This is a genomic window from Streptomyces sp. NPDC087845, from assembly GCF_044742755.1.
In the GTDB taxonomy this organism is placed as follows: Bacteria; Actinomycetota; Actinomycetes; order Streptomycetales; family Streptomycetaceae; genus Streptomyces.
In genome coordinates, this window is the sequence record NZ_JBIUVC010000016.1 from 130,824 (window position 1) to 148,168 (window position 17,345).

Here is a 17,345-nt window from a genome sequence, read left to right on the forward strand (position 1 = left end):
ATTATTGGTTGCAGCCTAAGATATCGTCGATGAGCGAGACCCCGCCCAGCCTCCTGGGACTCACGACCTATCTGCTGTCCAAGACCGGCAAGGCTGCCCGCAGCCGGCTGGCGGCGCGCCTGGCCGAGCGCGATCTGAAGCTCTGGCACATGGCCGTGCTGTCGGCACTGGTCGATTTCGGCCCGCATGTGCAGCGGGAGCTGGCGTCACGGCTGGGGATCGACCGGAGCGACCTGGTCAAGATCCTGGACGATCTCGCGGCGGCCGGCCTCGTGGACCGCGCCCGTGACATGACGGACCGCAGGCGGGTGACTGTCACGCCCACCCCGGCGGGCCGCACGATGCTGACGGAGCTGCAGGGCGAGGCGCTGGCCGTGCAGAAGGAGCTGCTCGCCCCCCTGTCCCGCACCGAGCGGGCGCAGCTGGCTGCGCTGTTGAAGCGCGTCCACGCCCACGTCCAGGAGGAGCCCGAAGAGCCGAGGTCAGGTCGCTGAGTGACTACCCGAGTCCGGTGCGGCAGACTTCTCGGGTGACCACAGCCGCGGCTCAGCCGCCTCGTGACCGTGCGCTCGGGCGCGGAATCACCACGCTCATTCCGCAGGCCAGCACCGCAACCCCGGCTGAACAGGCGGCGGCCGTGCTGACGGCGATGCAGAGCGTTCCGGTCCGGGTGGGAGTTCTCCAGGCCGCCGTAGTGCTCCTGGAAGAGCGGGTGCGTGCCACGGAGGACAGCGCTGAGCGCGCGGCAGCGGCAACGACGGTCGCCATGCTCCGCAGCGCGATCGGTCAGGCGGGCTGAACCGGGCCGCCGTGCCGGGCGGAAGGACCTGGGGGTGCCGGGGCCGCGTGCAGATGTCCGAGGGCGGCAGTATCGCGCCCGGTGACCGCCGAACGCCCGGACTCCACCGGCGGCTCCGGCCGCTGGGTCAACCCGCTGTACGTGCCCTCATCCCGCCTGGAGTTGTACGGTGCCGCCGAGCACGCCCGAGCCGTCCAGGGCAGCAACAAGCGGCGCCCGGGAACCCGGTCGTACGTCCAGATGTCCTCCGTCACCATTGCGTCCGCGCCGATCCGGACGGAGGCGTCGACAGCGGCCGCCGTGCCCCGCGCGATCGAGCCGAAGAGCCCTGACGTCCGGGGGCCTTCCCTGCCTCGGCCTTGAGGCGTGACGAGGAAGCCCGGATCGCCGATCACGAGCTGCTTTCCCGAACCAGGTGGCCGTCAACACAGCGCCGCGCAGCATCGGATGCCCGCCCCGCCGGCCGTTCGCGACAGCAGCGAGCACGGGTCCCCAGCACAGTGCGCCGCGCCCGGTGCCAGGCCCGGACCACTGCTTCGTCCTCGTCGTCGAATCTGGGCTTGCCTCCGACAGGCGTTGGCGAACTGCTCCAGGGCGGGCTCGAAGGCCACCGGGTGGTTCCTGCCGGCCGGGGCGGGCGGCATCGTTCCGGGAAGGTGGGACCTGCGCCATGTCTCGTTGTCGAGGGGCGCGTGTGCGGGGTTCACGGAAAGCCGTGCCACAGTCCGGGCCACGAAGGAGAGCTGCCGGCGGGAGCCGTCATGGGTGAGGCTCCTGAGGGGGAGCTGTATTTCCACCTGCTCCGCGGCGGCAGTCGGGGCGCCGGGCACACACGCGAAAACTTGAGGAGAGAAGGGTTCCCGCGCCGCCGCGCCGGCTTCGAGGCCGCCTCAGGTCGAGTCCGTACTCCTGGAGAGCGCTCCCGACTCCATTGGCATGGACCTGACCGACATGCTGGGCTACAGTCCGTTGCGGCACACTCTGAGAGCGCTCTCAGGTGAGACCTCTCGGATGCCTGCTGTTCCTCCCCATGATGTCGGAACAACAGAAAGGCCATTCCCTTGAGACGTATGACAGCCTTACGTGCGAGCCTGGCAGCCGCCCTGGTCGTCGGAGCGTGGGCGACCGCAGGCCTCGCCTCGGCCTCCGCCTCCGTACCCGCCGTGGACTCACCGTCCACTGCCTCCCGCGCCGACACCGCCGAAGCTCCGGCTTCGTCCGGTCTGCTCTCCGCCATGCGGAGAGATCTCGGCCTGACGGAAAGCCAGGCCAGGGCCCGTCTCGCCGCAGAGAAGTCGGCAGCCTCTGTACAGGGCAAGGCCCGACAGGCCGCCGGGCCTTCATACGCCGGCTCATGGTTCGAACCGGCCACGGGCAAACTCACCGTGGCCGTCACCGACGTCAAGAAGGCCGACGTCGTAGAGGCGTCCGGTGCGACCGTCCGGCTGGTGGACCACAGCGCGCGTCAGCTCGACGCGGCCAAGGCACGGATCGACAGGTTGTCCGCGCCGGACGGCATCAGCAGTTGGCACGTCGACCCGAAGGTCAACCGGGTCGTCGTGAACGTCGTCGCCTCGGCAGAGGATGACAACGATGTCCGCACGTTCGTGGAACAGGCCCGCAAGGCCGGCCCCGTCCTGGTGAGGCAGACGCCCGAGGCGCCCCGGACCTTCTCCGCCGGGACCGTGGGCGGTGACCCGTACTACACGGGCAACGTCCGGTGCTCCATAGGCTTCTCCGTCTACGGTGGCTTCGTCACGGCAGGACACTGCGGCCAGGCGGGCGCGGCGGTCAGCGGATGGGACGGCTCGGCCATCGGCAACTTCCAGGGATCGTCCTTCCCGGGTGACGACTACGCCTGGGTCAGTGTGGGCAACGGCTGGTGGACCGTACCCGTGGTTCTCGGCTGGGGCACCGTCTCCGACCAACTGGTCCGGGGCTCCGCGGAGGCGCCCGTCGGCGCCTCGATCTGCCGCTCCGGCTCCACGTCCCACTGGCACTGCGGCAACGTGCTGGCCACGAACGAGACCGTGAACTACAGCCAGGGCGCCGTCTACCAGATGACCAAGACGAGCGTCTGCGCCGAGCCGGGTGACTCGGGCGGCTCCTTCATCAGCGGCGACCAGGCCCAGGGAGTCACCTCGGGCGGCTGGGGCAACTGCAGCAGCGGCGGCGAAACCTGGCATCAGCCGATCAACGAGATCCTGAACCGCTACGGGCTGACCCTGCACACGGCCTGACGGTACGCGGGGCGGCCGGATCGGTTCTCCTGCCGGCTCCGCTCGGAGGGCCTGTCGCGAAAAGGTTTGCACCACTCGAGTGCGACAGGCCCGTCCGGGCGGACGGGGCCCGAGGACTGCTCCAAGGACGGCAGCGTGGGCCGGCGCGGCCACCGAGGTGTGTCACAGGTGTCCATGGGAAGCGGCGACGATGGTGTTATTACCGGCCGCCCTGCGTGCGGATTGGCGTGGGCCGAGGCGGCCTGCCAAAGACTCGGGAAGACTGGACGCCGATCGTCCGGCCAAACGTGACGCGGGACGAGAACCCTCGGGAGCCGCCGCGTTGCTGACGGTGTCAGGCGGGAGTGATCCGGGTGGCGGGGAAGCAACGGACGCCGGAGGCGCCGCGCGGGTACTCCCGGCCCGCGAAGAAGCAACGACGCGTCAGGCCGGCTGTTCTTGTCTTCTGCGTGGTGGCGGTGCTCGGCTGTGCCGCGTCGATCATCTGGCCGTGGGCGGCGGCCGAACAGACGTGGATGTGGGTCGACGTCATCGTCTTCCTGTTCATCGTGCTGATCGCATTCTCCGTCATCCTGGGTGACCGCACCCCCGATAGTTCGACGGAGTTCTGGGGCGGGGTCTGACAGCACCATCGACACGTCGTCGTCCGGCCCGGATCACGAGGAAAGGGCACCGCGTCCAGCCACACCGCCACTGCGTATACGGGCGGACCGACCGGTCGCCGTTCACATGGACGTTCACGGGCCGGGGCAGTGGTGGTCGGCCGACGGCAACGTGTGGGTCGGCTCGGGCGATGCGGTCCGACCGGCGGCATCGGCCTTCACGCCCCCGACTTCGACGAGGTGGGCGTCGCGCGGGCTCACGCTGTCGAGGCCCGCGGCAGGTCGGGTCGCGGCGGCCTGGATGCTTGCGCGGCCCGGCAGCCGGCGGTGCGCGCTCCCCTCACGAGGCGTCCGGGATCGCGGCATCGGGAAATATGCTGCCGACCCCCTCGGCGTCGGCGCAGGCCGGGCCCGGCCGTAGCCGTCGTAGCCGTCGGAGTGCGCGCTTTGGCGCGGTTGCCGGGGGCTGAAGTCAACGGGGCGGCGGCAGCTTGTACGAGGCTCGGATGGGGAGGCTGCTCCGGGTGCGCACGCTGGCCGCCATCAATTGCTCGATGGCGAACAGCGCGGCGCTCCGACTGAGCTTTGAGTCGACCGGGCCCCCGAACGGGGAGGCGGGCTGGGCCCTCCACGGACTGCCGCGACGACCTGGCCGCGGTGGTCTTCGTGGGTACGCCTACGCGTAACGACCGAACGCACCATGGTCTGGGCAACGTGCGGCCGCCGACTCCGCTGCCCCATGAACGTAAACCGAACCACCTTCTTGCTCTCCCCGGCATCGCCTGCACCCTCATCTGCCACCGTGGACTGGCCAAACGACGTGACTTCCCAGATGCGGACGTCGCCACCGACGGCGTCCGCTTCCCATCGAGCGTTGTGAAGCAGTCCCCATCGACGCGGGACAGCGGTCGAGCGGGCACAGGGCCTACGCGATAGTCCGGGACCACCGCACGATCCCCGAAGCCGACGCACACTCCGATGCTCACGCGATGGCTGGTCCCGTTCGCGGTAGGGGGCCGACTCGGCATCGCGAAGTCGGACTGGAGTACGGCAGGCAACAGGCCCGCGGGGACGCGTGGGGACAACGGGTACACATACACAAGGTGCGGCTGGGCAGCAACGAGGTCAGGGTGGTGCGGTCGGCCCGGGCCTCGGCACGGTTGCCGCCGCGCGACGACGGCCACTGGATGTCGGTGTACGCCGACCGGGACGGCGCCGTCCAGCTCGTCACAATGCGGGCGCCCGCCGCCCGGCCTGCCCGATCGCTCGTCCGCCGCCGATCCGGGCCAACCCGGTCCCCGACGGCGTTCTCGGCGACGGCGAATCGGTCTCACTGATCCTGGTCCACCACAGTCTGCGGTTTCCGACCGTGTCGTGGAAACAGGTCCGGGCACGACGTGGTGGGCACTGGCAGACTTCACACCGCAGTCACCCCGGACCACGAATTCCCCGGCGAGACCGCCCTGGACCATGGGCGGCGACCATACCGGGCCTTTCTGCGCCGAGCTCAGCCGGGGCCCACGGTCACAGTCTCGTCGACACGTGCCCGCCCGCTTGCATGTGCAGTACCACGACGCCAAGAACGGACGCCTGGGGGCGTGTGGCAAGGCCGGGCGGTGCTCACCCGTTGCGTTGCTGGATCCCGCATCGGTGACACAGCTCGACCGCGATCCCGTCTGAGCAGCCAAAAAAGGGTGTTGGGCGGTGGTGTTGGGCGGCTGCTTGGGCGTGTCAAGGAAAGACACGCGGTCGCCGGGGTGAGCGGGTTTCGGGAAGTCGCCTGGACAGGCTAACCGGATTTCAAGTCGCCTGATTCCGGAGCCAGTTGACTTTACCTAAGATTATATGGAAATAGCATATGGCGTACCTTGTGTACCTCGATCGGTGTTCCGGCACCGGCGCCCAACGCGTCCGATATGACAGCTATGGGGACCGTCAGTACGTTCAATCACGGGTCGGCTGCTCAGTCGGCCTCTCTGAGACAGGAGAAGTGACATGACTACCCGTTCCACCGTTGTTACGGCCGCTGTCGCGGCTGCCGCGGCCCTGGCCGCCACTGGCATCACCTACGCCTCGGCCGCCTCCTACGAGCCGGCCCAGGCTGCCCCCGTCGTCCAGCAGGCTCCCGCCCCCGTCGTCCAGCAGGCTCCCGCCCCCGCCTCGGCCCCCAACGGCGGCGACGCCGGCAAGGGTAACGAGGGCAAGGGCAACGAGGGCGGGGGCAACGAGGGCGGGGGCTACGAGGGCAAGGGCAACGACAGGGGCTACGAGAGGGAGCGCGGGCACTACGAGGAGGGCCGCATCCACATCAACGAGCGGACCTACTCCGACGAGCGCGGTGGCTGCATCACCGTCGTCAGCGGTCTGGGCTCCCGGAGCCTCAACATCCGCAACGACAGCCGCCGGACCATCGAGGTCTTCCGCGGTGCCACCTGCGACAACGGCGCCCCCATCGCCACCGTCGGCCCGCACAGCTCCAGCGACGGCGTCTTCCCCGGCCACGTCCGGGGCGGCGTCCACGTCCGCGACGGAGTCGTGGGCAGCTTCCGCGTGATCGAGCGCCACCACGAAGGCCGGTGACCCAACCATCACCGCCTGACACGGAACCCCGGCCCGCCGGAATTGGGCCGGGGTTCCGTGTCCCAACAGCTTCAGGCAGGGCACCGCTGCACCCTCGGCCCCAACGCCCTTCCAGGGACGAACCCCGGGACCAACGGGGTTTCCTTCATGTCGAGTGCCAGTCGTCGGCCCGCATGTGCCGGATGCGCCGCTCCATGGGCGTGGACCCGGGGCGGTGCGTAGCGGTTGAAGACAGTGTGTGCGGAGTTCAGGCAGCCCGTGCCGCCGGAACGCCGGCCTCTGGCTACTGTGGCGGCCTCACGTCGGCCTCGCGCCCCGAAGAGCCTTGCAACACCCTGTTTCACGACATGCGCGAACTGTCCGAACTCTTGGCCACCGCTGCCCGCTGAACTCCTGCATACCTCACCGTGGACCACCGAACCGACGTGTCCATCTTGCAGACAGCAGGCCAGAGCCGATACCGATGACCGGTCCCCGGCTTGGCCTCGGCCTCGCAGGCGCGCCTTGTGCGGCACACTGTGTCCCTGTTCGGGACACCCCCGCCCGACTGGTGTGCGTGCCGGGGCAGAGCGTCCGTGGTGTTCTCCTGCCGGAGGCTCGGCTGCTTGCGTTCCGCCCGTACGGTGCCGGCCACCGGGTTGAAGCCCCTGGATCACGGCGGCCGATTCGGGGCCTTCCGTCACGTCACACCTGACCGGGCGGAACAGTGGGGCATCTCATTGCCCAGGACGGAGCGTCCGGTCTCATCCTCTGGCTGGTGCTCAACCCGGGATTTCCGTGCGCTCCCACCATTCGTAGACAGGCAACGAGCCTTCTGGGGTTTCCTGGTGGCGCGTGGTGATCTTGAAGTGCTCGTATCCGCCTCGGAACGGGATCTTGAGGTCGGCTCCAGGTGCGGGTACGGAGACGATCCGCTCAGGGAGATCGTGGGGGCCGCCCTCAAGAGCTGCTTTCGTCGTGTGGGTCATGAGGGAAGTCTCCCCGGGAGGGTGGTCCCGCTCTTTCATGACGCGCCGAAGTGCCGGCCGCTGTGTGTCCGTCGGCAGTCCGACAGCGCGACGGCTGCATTTCCTGGTGGCGCGTCACAGCTGTCCTCCGTCCGTGTGCTTCCGGCCCGGGGAATCCGGCCGCTGCTCGGCTTGCCGGGGCCGGGGAGCCGCCTCCTTCTGCGGCCTGTAGGGGCAGTTGCGCCGCCGTCACGGGGCAATGGTGATAACGGGGTGGGGAAGGGCGCCCAGTCGCTGCCCGCCGATGATGCCTGTCTCCGTTTCAGCGGGGCCGCCGTCGGGCGGTTGTCCATCAGTGGAGTCGCCGTCCAGACCTGGATTGAGTCCTGCTCTCTCGTTCATGCCGATGCCCAGGCCGAGGCCCGCGCCGAAGGTGTCATTGAGCCAGATGATCATTTTTCCGGCCCTGCCCGGTCCATCTGGAGTCAGCCCGATGCAGTCGCACGCCTGCTCTCGTGGCAAGGCCCTCGGTGGTTTGCACCCCGTCGGGTGTGTCACGTCCTGATGGCCGGTCAATGACTGGCGTTACCGAGGTTCTGCAGGCCGATGGGAAGACGGGTGCCCATGGGTGGTTGTGAGGATTGGGCCTGGAGGCTGGCAGCCAGATTCCGGATCGCGGGGAGCCGTGCGAGGAGCGCTTCGCCGGGGCAGGACGTGGTATAGCCGTCGCGATGGCCGGAGATGGCATCGAATTCGGCTGAAGTCCCCTTGGTGTAACGGCTCTTGTCGTTCGTGGAGGTGAGCCGCACTTTGCTGGTGGGGTCGATGCCGCTCAGGCCGAGCTTCCAGGCGGCGAGGGCCGCGATCGCGTGTTCCATGGCTGGTGGTACGGGCGTGCCTCGTCCGAAGGTCCCGATCGCGGCGACCCCTGTGGTGCCGCGGTTGAAACCGAGGGTGTGGGACCCGATGACGGGACGGTCGCTACCGCCGGCACGGCCTTCGTAGATAGTGCCGCATGCGTCGACGAGGAAGTTGTAACCCAGGTCTCCCCACCTGCGGTCGCGAATCTGGCCCGTATAAAGATTGCGCAGGGTACGTGGGACGTTCGTGCAGTCGTAACCGTTGGGGGTGTCGGTGTGATGAATGAAAACCGCCGTCACCTTTTCCGCGTAGTGGGCATGGGGGTCACGCGTGGTTTCGTCGGCCTGCCACTGTGTACGCGGCACGATGGCGGGCCGTGGTGCTCCACGGGAAACAGCCACTGAGGTTGCTCCCAGGGCCGGGAACGGCTGCGTGGAATCGGTAGTCGGTTCAGGAACCGATCCGGCCGGCCACACGGCGGGCGGACTTTGCGGCGCCGTCTCGTCGTCGGCACCGGCCTTCGTCAGCCCTGACGGCGCTGCGATGAGGGACACCGCCATGGGGGCCGTGACCCATAGTGCTATGCGGAACAAACGCACAGGGAAAACCTTCTTCGTCTTTCGCCGGCACAGCGGCGGGAGCGCGTATGCTCACAGCTTTGCGGCGGGATGTTTGCCGCGCGCGCCGGACTACTGCGGTCAGGCGAGCGCGTCCTCGCTCCTGGTCGGCGTGGATGCTCCCGGCCGTCGTGCCACGACGAGGTCGGTGTCACTGATGCTCGGAAGCTCGGCATCGACCACATGGTCCTGTTGGCCGAGGCATGGGCCGGCGGGCCCCGAAGCGGATGGCCGTGTACGGATCCGGATCTTCACCACAGCTGCCGTCCCTCAATGGCCTGCCATCCTGCATCGCTCGGGTAATTGCAGGTCACAGCGACATCAACACGACGATTGGCCTTGCCACGATCTCCCCTGAGGGCGCCGTCGAAGCGCACCAGGCGTTCATCGGTCGCCGTCGCCGTCGCCGTCGCCGTCGCCGTCGCCGTCGCCGTCGCCGTCGCCGGTTCCGGCCGACCGATGACTACCGGGCGGTCACGCCAAGAGATTCGGGAGCAGTTCATGGGCCACGTCGCACGTCGCGAACTTGCTCTCGGAGACTGCGGACGAGCAGACGGAACCGGCTGCGTTCAGAAGCACGCCTGCCTTGAAGGTCCCCGCAAGTGCATTGGACGATGGAGCAGCGACCACAGCTCGTCCGAGACGGCCCATGGACGAGACTCCCTCGTGCCCACCACCAGACCTACGACCGTCCAAGCCGGCAGTTACATCACCACCGGCTTCCGTTCAGACCTTTAAGCGCACTGAGCCCACTTCGGTACCCAGATCTCGCTGTCGAGGCGGCCGGGGTATGTGGAGACGAGGTGCTTGCGCAGTGCGGCGAGGGCAGGGTGCGGGTTGTCGGTGCGCCAGATCAGCGAGTGCGGGTAGACCGGGGTCGGGTTGTGCAGGGGGATGCGCCGCAGGTCGTGGCCGGCAGGCCAGACCAGTGGGGTCTGTTCGCTGACAAAGGTCGCCAGCGTCGGGGAGTCCGCGATCGTGTCGAGGAGGGGCTCGATACCGAAGTTGGGGCCGATCGAGTCGATGGTGAGCCCGAACACGGTGGCGAGTTCGTCGTAGTAAGCGGCCCACTCGGTGCCGGGGATGTTGCCGGGCATCCAGATCCGGCGCCCGGCGAGCTGTCCGGGAGCGATCGCGCGGGCGGCGGCGAACTCGTGGGCCGGTCCGGTGAACAGGTGCAGTGGTTCGTCGAAGACCGGAGTGGCCTCGACGCCGACGGGGAGCTTCCGGCCCGGCATGGTGACGGCGCGGAAGGTTGCGTCGATCGTTCCGGACCGGACGGCGGCGATGGCCGTGACCGAGTCGAACAGGGTCACCACATCGAGATCGGTGTCGGGATACGCGCGGTGGAAGTCGCGCAGCAGACCTGCCAGCGAGAGCCGGCGGCCGATCACGTCGACGCGCAACGCCCGGCGCCCTGGCCGCACGGAAGCGGCTGCCCGCTCCTCGGCCTGGAGGAGAGCCCGGGCGTAGGGCAGGAACGCCTGCCCGTCGATGGTGAGCCGAGCTCCGCGGGCCGTGCGGCTGAACAACTGCACACCGAGGTCCTTCTCCAGCACGGCGATGCGCTTGGAGACGGCCTGTGGGGTGATCGACAAGGTGGTGGCGGCTTCTTGGAACTGTCCCGCGTCCACGGCGGTGACGAAGGTGCGTACGGCAGTGAGGTCCACGCTGAGCATCATAGGCAAACAACTAATTGTTGAGTCTGATCAGTGAAATGGTTGTTTGATTCCAGTACGCCATGCTCGCTTTGATGTCTCTGGTCAACGTGCAGTTTCGCAAGCCGAGTGGCAGGAGGAACGTTGCCCGGCTGCCGGGCGGCCGCCGGATGCACTTCAAGGGCTTGGCCTCATCGCGTACACGGGCGGGTTCGACCCGTTGGCTGCTCCGTCGGCGCAATCGCACCGCGACGGTTCGAGTCGTCCGCCCATGTGCCGATGCCGGTGCGGTCGGCCATTGACAAGGCCACCATCGCGTCTCTGCCGGGGTGGGGCTTCCTACTCACCTCGGAGATGACCCACCCATGCCGGATTCCTTCGTTCACCTGCACAATCACACCGAATACTCGATGCTGGACGGCGCACAGAAGCTGAAGCCGATGTTCGACGAGGTGGCCCGACAGGGGATGCCCGCGATCGCCATGAGCGATCACGGCAACATGTTCGGCGCCTATGAGTTCGCGCAGGTCGCGAAGGGCTTCGAGGGCATCAGGCCGATCATCGGTATCGAGGCGTATGTGGCGCCTTCCTCTCGTCTCGTCCGGAAGCAGGAGTTCTGGGGGCCGGGAGGCCGTCGCGCTACGAGCGCAGACGGTGAGGGGTCGAAAGATGTCTCCGGTGGCGGCCGCTTCACCCACATGACCATGTGGGCGCGGAACGTCCAGGGCCTGCGGAACCTGTTCCGGCTCAGCACGCAGGCCAGCTACGAGGGTCAGTTTCCTGCCGGGAAACCGCGCATGGACCGGGAGCTGATCGCTGAACGGCCGGACGGCATCATCGCCACCACGGGCTGTCCGTCCGGCGAGATCCAGACCCGTCTGAGGCTCAACCAGTACGACGAGGCGAAGGCTGCTGCCGCGGCTTACCAAGAGATCTTCGGCAGCGAGAACTACTTCCTGGAGCTGATGGACCACGGCCTGGACATCGAGCGTGAGGTCCGCAGCGGTCTGCTGTGCCTGGCCAAGGAACTGAACATTCCCCTCCTGGCAACCAACGACGCCCACTACGTCACCGAGGACCAGGCCGACGCCCACGACAGCCTGCTGTGCATCGGTGTCGGCAAGAACAAGGACGACCCGGGCCGCTTCCGTTTCAACGGCTCCGGTTACTACCTCAAGACAGCCGCCGCGATGCGCAGCCTGTTCTCGGAACTTCCGGAAGCCTGCGACAACACCCTGCTGATCGCCGAGCGCGTCGAGTCCTACGACGAGGTCTTCGACTACGTCGACGAGATGCCGCAGTTCCCGGACGTGCCTGAAGGAGAGAGCCAGGAATCGTGGCTTCGCAAGGAGGTCCTCAACGGGCTGGCCATGCGCTACGGGGACCCGATCCCCCCGCACGTCATGGACCGCTTCGAGACCGAGATGACGGTCATCGGCCCCATGGGATTCAGCTCCTACTTCCTTGTCGTGGCGGACATCTGCCGCCACGCCCGGAACAACAAGATCCCCCTCGGTCCCGGCCGGGGCTCGGCCACCGGCTCCGTCGTTGCCTACGCCACCCGCATCACCGAACTGTGTCCCCTGGAGCACGGCCTTCTCTTCGAGCGGTTCCTGAACCCCGAACGCATCAACCCGCCGGACGTCGACCTCGATTTCGACGACCGTCAGCGCGACCGGATGGTCCGCTACGTCACCGAGAAGTACGGCGAGGAGTACACCGCCATGGTGAACACCTTCGGCAAGATCAAGGCCAAGAACGCGATCAAGGACTCCTCGCGCATTCTGGGCTATCCCTACTCCCACGGCGAGCGGATCACCAAGGCGCTCCCGCCGGACCAGAACGGCAAGTCAGCCCCACTGGCCGCGGTCTTCGACTCCTGCCACGAGCGGTATGGAGAGGCCGGCGAGATCCGGCAGATGTATGACGCCGAACAGGATGTGCGGCGGGTCTTCGACACTGCTCGCGGGGTGGAGGGCCTCACCCGCGGCACCGGCGTGCATGCCGCGGCGGTGATCCTTTCCAAGACAAAGCTCACCGACCGCATCCCGCTGCACATGCGTGCCTCGGACGGCGTGAAGATTACCGGCTTCGACTATCCGTCCTGCGAAGCCATGGGACTGATCAAGATGGACTTCCTGGGGCTGCGGAATCTGGGTGTCATCGACCAGGCAATCGAGAACATCCGCGAGAACCGGGGCATCAGCCTGGCCACCGTGGATCCCCTGGACGGCGGCCGGTCCACCGTCGTGATCCCTCTGGACGACGCCAAGACGTACCGGCTGCTGGCCGAGGGCAACACGTTCGGTGTCTTCCAGCTCGACGGCGGTGGCATGCGCGTGCTGCTGAAACAGATGGAACCCACCCGGTTCGAGGACATCGCCGCAGTCAACGCCCTCTACCGGCCCGGTCCCATGGCGGCGAACGCGCACACCAACTACGCACACCGCAAGACCGGCCGCCAGGAGATCACCCCGATCCACCCCGAGTTGCGCGACGCACTGGAGCCGATCCTCGGCAACACCTTCCATCTGCTCGTTTACCAGGAGCAGATCATGGCCATCGCCCGGGAACTGGCCGGGTACACCCTCGGCGGCGCCGACTTGCTGCGCCGTGCGATGGGCAAGAAGAAACCGGAGGTGCTGGCTGCGGAGTGGGGCAAGTTCCACAACGGCATGAAGGACAACGGCTACAGCGAAGAAGCCATCAAGGCCCTGTGGGACGTCATGCTCCCGTTCTCCGGCTACGCCTTCAACAAGTCCCACACCGCCGGCTACGGCCTCGTCTCGTACTGGACCGCCTATCTCAAGGCCAACTATCCGGCCGAGTACATGGCCGCCCTGCTCACCTCCGTCGGCGACGACAAGGACAAGGCCGCGATCTACCTCGCCGACGCCCGTAAGAACGGCGTCCGGGTGCTCCAGCCCGACGTGAACGAGTCCGTCGCGGAGTTCACCGCTGTCGGTGATGACGTACGGTTCGGGCTGCGATCCGTACGCAACGTCGGCGACAACGTCATCGAGGCCATCGTCGACGCGCGCCGCCGGAAAGGGAAATTCACCTCCTTCTCCGACTTCCTCGACAAGGCCGACCTGCCCGCACTGAACAAGAGGGCCGTGGAGTCCTTGATCAAGGCCGGCACCTTCGACTCCCTGCAGCATTCACGCAAGGGCCTCACCGCCATCCACGAGGATGCCATCGACGCGATCATCCCCGTGAAGAAAGCGGCAAGCTTCGGGCAAGACGATCTCTTCGCCGATCTGGGCGGAGAAGGGAGCGGCGAACCGGCCTTCGGCCTCGACTTTTCCGTTGACGACGCAGAATGGCCTCGCAGACAGCTCCTGGCGACCGAACGCGAAATGCTCGGCCTCTACGTCTCAGCCCACCCGTTGGACGGCGCCGAGCACATCCTCTCCGGCGCCCGGGACTGCTCCATCGCCGAACTGCTCGCCTCCGGTCGCACCGCCGGGGATGTGCAGCTCTCCGGGCTGATCACCGGCATCCAGCTCAAGATGACCAAACAGGGCAACACCTGGGCCATCGTGAACCTCGCGGACCGCGATGTCGGCATCGAGGTCCTCTTCTTCCCCGCCGCCTACCAGCTCGTGCAGTACGCGTTGACCGAGGACAACGTCGTCTCCGTCAAAGGAAAGATCGAAGACCGGGATGGAACCGTGAACATCTTCGGCAGGGAACTCGTGGTCCTGGACGTGTCCTCCGCCGAGCACGGCGGGAAACCTCCGGTGCGGCTTGCCCTTCCCTTCCACCGGATCACCGAACAGTCCGTCAGAGAACTGAAGCAAATCCTCGCGGACCACCCAGGTGACAGTCCAGTCCACCTCAGCGTCCGCAGCGCACGGAAGACGACTGTCTACGCCTTGCAAGCCACGGTGGATGCCACCACCGTCGCCTCCGACGTGAAAGGCACGTTCGGGGCTGACGCGTGGGTGGGCCTCGTATGACGCCGAGGACCGACGCGTCGGCCGAAATCGAACTGCGGACCTCCGGGACACCCCCTCCCTGCCCACACTGGGAGGCGCCGGTGCCGGTGGCTCGCTACTCACGCGCCTGGCGCAACCGCGCCGGAGAATGGCCCGATGGCCTCAAGGAGACCGTGCTCTGCCGATCCTGCGACATCAATGACCCTGCAGCAGGTGGCAGCCCGCCCCCTGCCCGCGACAAAGGAGACCATGGGCGTCCAGGCGAAGGCCCCCACACCGGCTGCCTGTGGGCTTTCGCCACCCCGCCCGCGGCGCCATCGGCGATGTCCACGGCCTGATCGCCGAGGATCAGGCGTGCCAGCGCCCGGCATGTGCATCGGGCACGGTCGGCGTCGTAAGGGTCGTCTCAGCCACCCGCACACCCCCCAGGCTGTGTCCGCATCGACTACCCGATTTCTGCCGGGGGCCGTTCTCCGCTTGAGGGCTCAGCCGCATGAGGTGTCCTTCTCCGTGATAGGCGGAGGCAGAGGGCTGTGCCTGCCTACGGGGGCGGGTGGGGCGGCGGCGGTGGCCCGCTGGGCGCCGCGCCGACGGCCGGACCCGTTCTTGCTGGTCTCGTTGCGATCGTGCTCGGGCAACTGGAAATCGCGCTCGGCGTGCTTCCGACCTTTCTTTCGTTCACGGCGATGCTGTTGTGCTGCGGCTTCGTGGCCCAGATGTTCCTCCCGCCGACGACAGGAGGTACGGGCATCCGCCGGCCGTTCCGTTGATCACCGGCCGCGCATCTCCGCGCCTACCAGGGCCAGGGCCACAGGTCTGAAAGGGATGCTGCATGCCGCGCACGTGCCGCCTGCCGCGCAACGTCAGTCGTTCTGCCACGAGAAGGCGGGCGCTTTCGCGGGAGCAGCGATCGATACGGGAGAAGACAGGGCCCGCACGGCTGGTCCGGGCCCTGTCGCACACGGGAGTGTCGCTCAGTCGCCGGTGTTGGTCGCCCAAACGGGCTGGTTGGCGTTGTTGTAGACGACGACGTTGCCGTCGTCCTGGACGGCGAGGTAGCGGCCCTTGTGCCAGGTTCCGGCGGCCCAGATGGCCTTGCCTGCCCTGTTGTAGATGACGAAGTTGCCGTCCTCCTGCATGACGAGGTGGTCGGCGTTGGGGTAGACGTTCGGGGCCTGCCAGGCGGGGCGGTTGTCCTTGTAGACGACGACGTTGCCGTCGCTCTGAACACGCAGGATGGTGCGGCCGTTGCCGGAGGTCCATGCCTGGTTCTTGCCGAGGGTTGCGGGCGCGTAGAAGCGTGAGTCGCTCCGCAGGGACTCTCGGGGCTGCGCGCTCTGGACGGTACGGCTGCTCGCCACGGCGCCGGCGGGAGGAACCGCGGCCAGGATGGGCAGGGCTGCGAGGGTGAGCGCGGGGAGGCCGCGCCAAATGAGGTTCTTGATCACAACCCCGGTTTTACGCAGTTCGCATATGCCTGCGACAGTCCGGAGCGACGAACTCACCCATACGGTCCAGCGATTTCAACACCGAAGCGACACTGCTTGCGCCGACCGCGTCGCCGACGCCGTCGAACGCGCCATGGCACCCGATCTCGGCGGCACGTACACCTTGCGCCGGGCCGCCCCCGCCCGCTTCACCCTCGGCGCCCGCCTGGACATGATGGAGGGGGCACGCCCTCCAACGAGTGGATGCACCCGTGAAGCGGCTCGGACCGCTATCCCTTGACTCATGATCACGTCACGTGGACGGGTGCGGGCCGCCCCCGCTCTCCGCGGCCTGCCCGCCGTAGTAGCGCCCGCAGCCCAAGTTGACCGGGTACCTCCTCGGAGGAGCACCACTGCCGGACGCTCGGATCCGAGGCGTTCGACGCGCAGGTGCTCTGCCGGTCCGGGCGCCGAAGGAGGCATCCACGAGGGTTGTCCGTGATGTGACCGACCGGATGGTTGTCCTTGGAGAGGAAGCGGAATCGGCGGTCCTGATCACCGGATTCCGTCGTCCCGCCGACCGTCGGTGCTCGGTGCCCGGGTCGCTGGTTCTTTCCTGTGTTCCGCAGTTGTGAAAGGTGTTTGTGATGGGCCGAGGCTTGATCGTGGTGGATGTGCAGAACGACTTCTGCGAGGGTGGGAGTGTTCCCGTCGCGGGAGGTGCGCGGATCGCCTCGGCGATCGCCGATCTGGTTGAGCAGAGCGAGGGTCGCGACTACCAGTATGTTGTGGCCACCCGGGATCATCACATTGATCCGGGCAGCCATTTCTCCGAGACCCCGGACTTCCAGGACAGCTTCCCCGTCCACTGCGTGGCAGGGAACGAAGGCAGTGAATTCCATCCGAACTTCGCACCCGTGGTCATGGACGGCAAAGTGCACGCCGTCTTCTTCAAGGGTGCCCACAGTGCCTCCAAGAGCGGCTTCGAAGGCGCGGACACGGAGGGAACCTCCCTGGCGGACTGGCTGCGCGCCCGCGGGGTCGAGGACGTCGATGTGGTGGGCATCGCGACGGATCACTGCGTGCGTGCGACCGCGCTGGACGCCGTTGCGGCGGGATTCCGCGCACGGGTACGTCTCGACTACTCGGTCGGGGTCGCCCCGCGCACAACGGCTGCTGCCCTCAACGATTTTCGTCAGGCAGGCATTGCGGTATCCGGCGAGGCGCCGGTACCGGAATAGTTCGGCTCCGGTTCGAGACGCGTCTGTATCGGCGTCCTGCCGGCCCGGCGAAGGCTGTGTCCACCTCGTCGCCGGGCTCGACGCGGGGAGCCGGGCCGGGTGGGGGATTCCCCCGTCGGTTGTTCGCCCGCCGGTGTCCAGCGTGGCTCGGGCAAGGCCGCGGGTGAGGTGACCGGGTCCGCGAATGGGCGGAGCCTGCGGGGTGTCGCCGGGACTCGCTTTCGCGTGTCACCGGCGTTCCGTTCGGGCGGTTGTTGCCGTCATCGCGGTCTTCGCCCACCAGGGCGGTGAAAGCGCAACGGTGGGCACGACGGCCCTTCCGATCGCTGGCGCAGATGTCGCGAGCCATACCAGGCCAGATGGCCCCTATCCATTTCAAGATCCCCCAACCGAGACCTGCATCACCCGTCCACAACCTCCCAGGACAGAACA

At 67.5% G+C, this 17,345-nt stretch carries 15 protein-coding genes; 10 read left to right on the forward strand and 5 right to left on the reverse strand.

The annotated features are described in order from the left end of the window. The first annotated feature begins 29 nt into the window (after positions 1 to 29). The 6 genes from ACIOMQ_RS32455 (at position 30) to ACIOMQ_RS32480 (ending at position 6,221) form a co-directional block, all read left to right on the forward strand. A complete protein-coding gene (locus ACIOMQ_RS32455) occupies positions 30 to 494 on the forward strand; it encodes a MarR family winged helix-turn-helix transcriptional regulator (RefSeq protein ID WP_362207157.1) in 465 nt (154 codons plus the stop codon). A gap of 35 nt (positions 495 to 529) precedes the next feature. After that, the gene (locus ACIOMQ_RS32460) at positions 530 to 799 is read left to right on the forward strand and encodes a hypothetical protein (RefSeq protein WP_362207159.1); all 270 of its coding nucleotides are present in this window, start codon (positions 530 to 532) and stop codon (positions 797 to 799) included. An 81-nt stretch (positions 800 to 880) separates the two neighbouring features. Beyond that, positions 881 to 1,162 (forward strand): hypothetical protein, encoded by a 282-nt coding sequence (locus ACIOMQ_RS32465; protein ID WP_401269441.1) that lies wholly within the window; start codon positions 881 to 883, stop codon positions 1,160 to 1,162. Between the two features lie 707 nt (positions 1,163 to 1,869). Next, positions 1,870 to 3,039 carry a S1 family peptidase gene (locus tag ACIOMQ_RS32470; RefSeq protein WP_401269439.1) on the forward strand — a complete coding sequence of 390 codons (1,170 nt, stop codon included), beginning with the start codon at positions 1,870 to 1,872 and terminating at the stop codon, positions 3,037 to 3,039. Between the two features lie 353 nt (positions 3,040 to 3,392). After that, positions 3,393 to 3,662, forward strand: a complete 270-nt coding sequence (locus ACIOMQ_RS32475; protein WP_402191457.1) for a hypothetical protein — start codon at positions 3,393 to 3,395, stop codon at positions 3,660 to 3,662. 1,974 nt (positions 3,663 to 5,636) lie between these two features. Next, positions 5,637 to 6,221, forward strand: coding sequence for a hypothetical protein (locus ACIOMQ_RS32480; RefSeq protein ID WP_401269432.1), 585 nt, complete (start codon positions 5,637 to 5,639; stop codon positions 6,219 to 6,221). 761 nt (positions 6,222 to 6,982) lie between these two features. Here ACIOMQ_RS32480 and ACIOMQ_RS32485 read toward each other — a convergent pair. The 4 genes from ACIOMQ_RS32485 to ACIOMQ_RS32500 form a co-directional block, all read right to left on the reverse strand. Beyond that, positions 6,983 to 7,189 (reverse strand): DUF5988 family protein, encoded by a 207-nt coding sequence (locus ACIOMQ_RS32485; protein ID WP_402191459.1) that lies wholly within the window; start codon positions 7,187 to 7,189, stop codon positions 6,983 to 6,985. A gap of 228 nt (positions 7,190 to 7,417) precedes the next feature. Continuing rightward, the gene (locus tag ACIOMQ_RS32490; protein WP_362211270.1) at positions 7,418 to 7,624 is read right to left on the reverse strand and encodes a hypothetical protein; all 207 of its coding nucleotides are present in this window, start codon (positions 7,622 to 7,624) and stop codon (positions 7,418 to 7,420) included. Between the two features lie 116 nt (positions 7,625 to 7,740). Next, entirely contained in the window at positions 7,741 to 8,628 is an 888-nt protein-coding gene (locus ACIOMQ_RS32495; protein ID WP_401941574.1) for a peptidoglycan recognition protein, read from the reverse strand. 752 nt (positions 8,629 to 9,380) lie between these two features. Continuing rightward, the gene (locus ACIOMQ_RS32500) at positions 9,381 to 10,316 is read right to left on the reverse strand and encodes a LysR family transcriptional regulator (RefSeq protein WP_401269426.1); all 936 of its coding nucleotides are present in this window, start codon (positions 10,314 to 10,316) and stop codon (positions 9,381 to 9,383) included. Positions 10,317 to 10,669: 353 nt separating this feature from the next. Between ACIOMQ_RS32500 and dnaE the strand changes: the two genes are divergently transcribed. From dnaE to ACIOMQ_RS32515, 3 genes are all read left to right on the forward strand, one after another. Continuing rightward, a complete protein-coding gene (gene dnaE / locus ACIOMQ_RS32505) occupies positions 10,670 to 14,266 on the forward strand; it encodes a DNA polymerase III subunit alpha (protein ID WP_402191461.1) in 3,597 nt (1,198 codons plus the stop codon). Beyond that, positions 14,263 to 14,583 carry a DUF6300 family protein gene (locus tag ACIOMQ_RS32510; RefSeq protein ID WP_402191463.1) on the forward strand — a complete coding sequence of 107 codons (321 nt, stop codon included), beginning with the start codon at positions 14,263 to 14,265 and terminating at the stop codon, positions 14,581 to 14,583. Before dnaE ends, ACIOMQ_RS32510 begins: the two co-directional genes overlap by 4 nt. Before the next feature lie 195 nt (positions 14,584 to 14,778). Beyond that, the gene (locus ACIOMQ_RS32515; RefSeq protein ID WP_362211285.1) at positions 14,779 to 15,015 is read left to right on the forward strand and encodes a hypothetical protein; all 237 of its coding nucleotides are present in this window, start codon (positions 14,779 to 14,781) and stop codon (positions 15,013 to 15,015) included. Positions 15,016 to 15,219: 204 nt separating this feature from the next. Here the strand turns inward: ACIOMQ_RS32515 and ACIOMQ_RS32520 are convergent, their stop codons facing one another. Beyond that, on the reverse strand, positions 15,220 to 15,693 hold the full coding sequence (locus tag ACIOMQ_RS32520) for a hypothetical protein (RefSeq protein ID WP_362211288.1): 474 nt from the start codon (positions 15,691 to 15,693) through the stop codon (positions 15,220 to 15,222). Positions 15,694 to 16,319: 626 nt separating this feature from the next. Between ACIOMQ_RS32520 and ACIOMQ_RS32525 the strand changes: the two genes are divergently transcribed. Beyond that, positions 16,320 to 16,913, forward strand: a complete 594-nt coding sequence (locus ACIOMQ_RS32525) for an isochorismatase family protein (protein ID WP_362211291.1) — start codon at positions 16,320 to 16,322, stop codon at positions 16,911 to 16,913. Positions 16,914 to 17,345 lie beyond the last annotated feature (432 nt).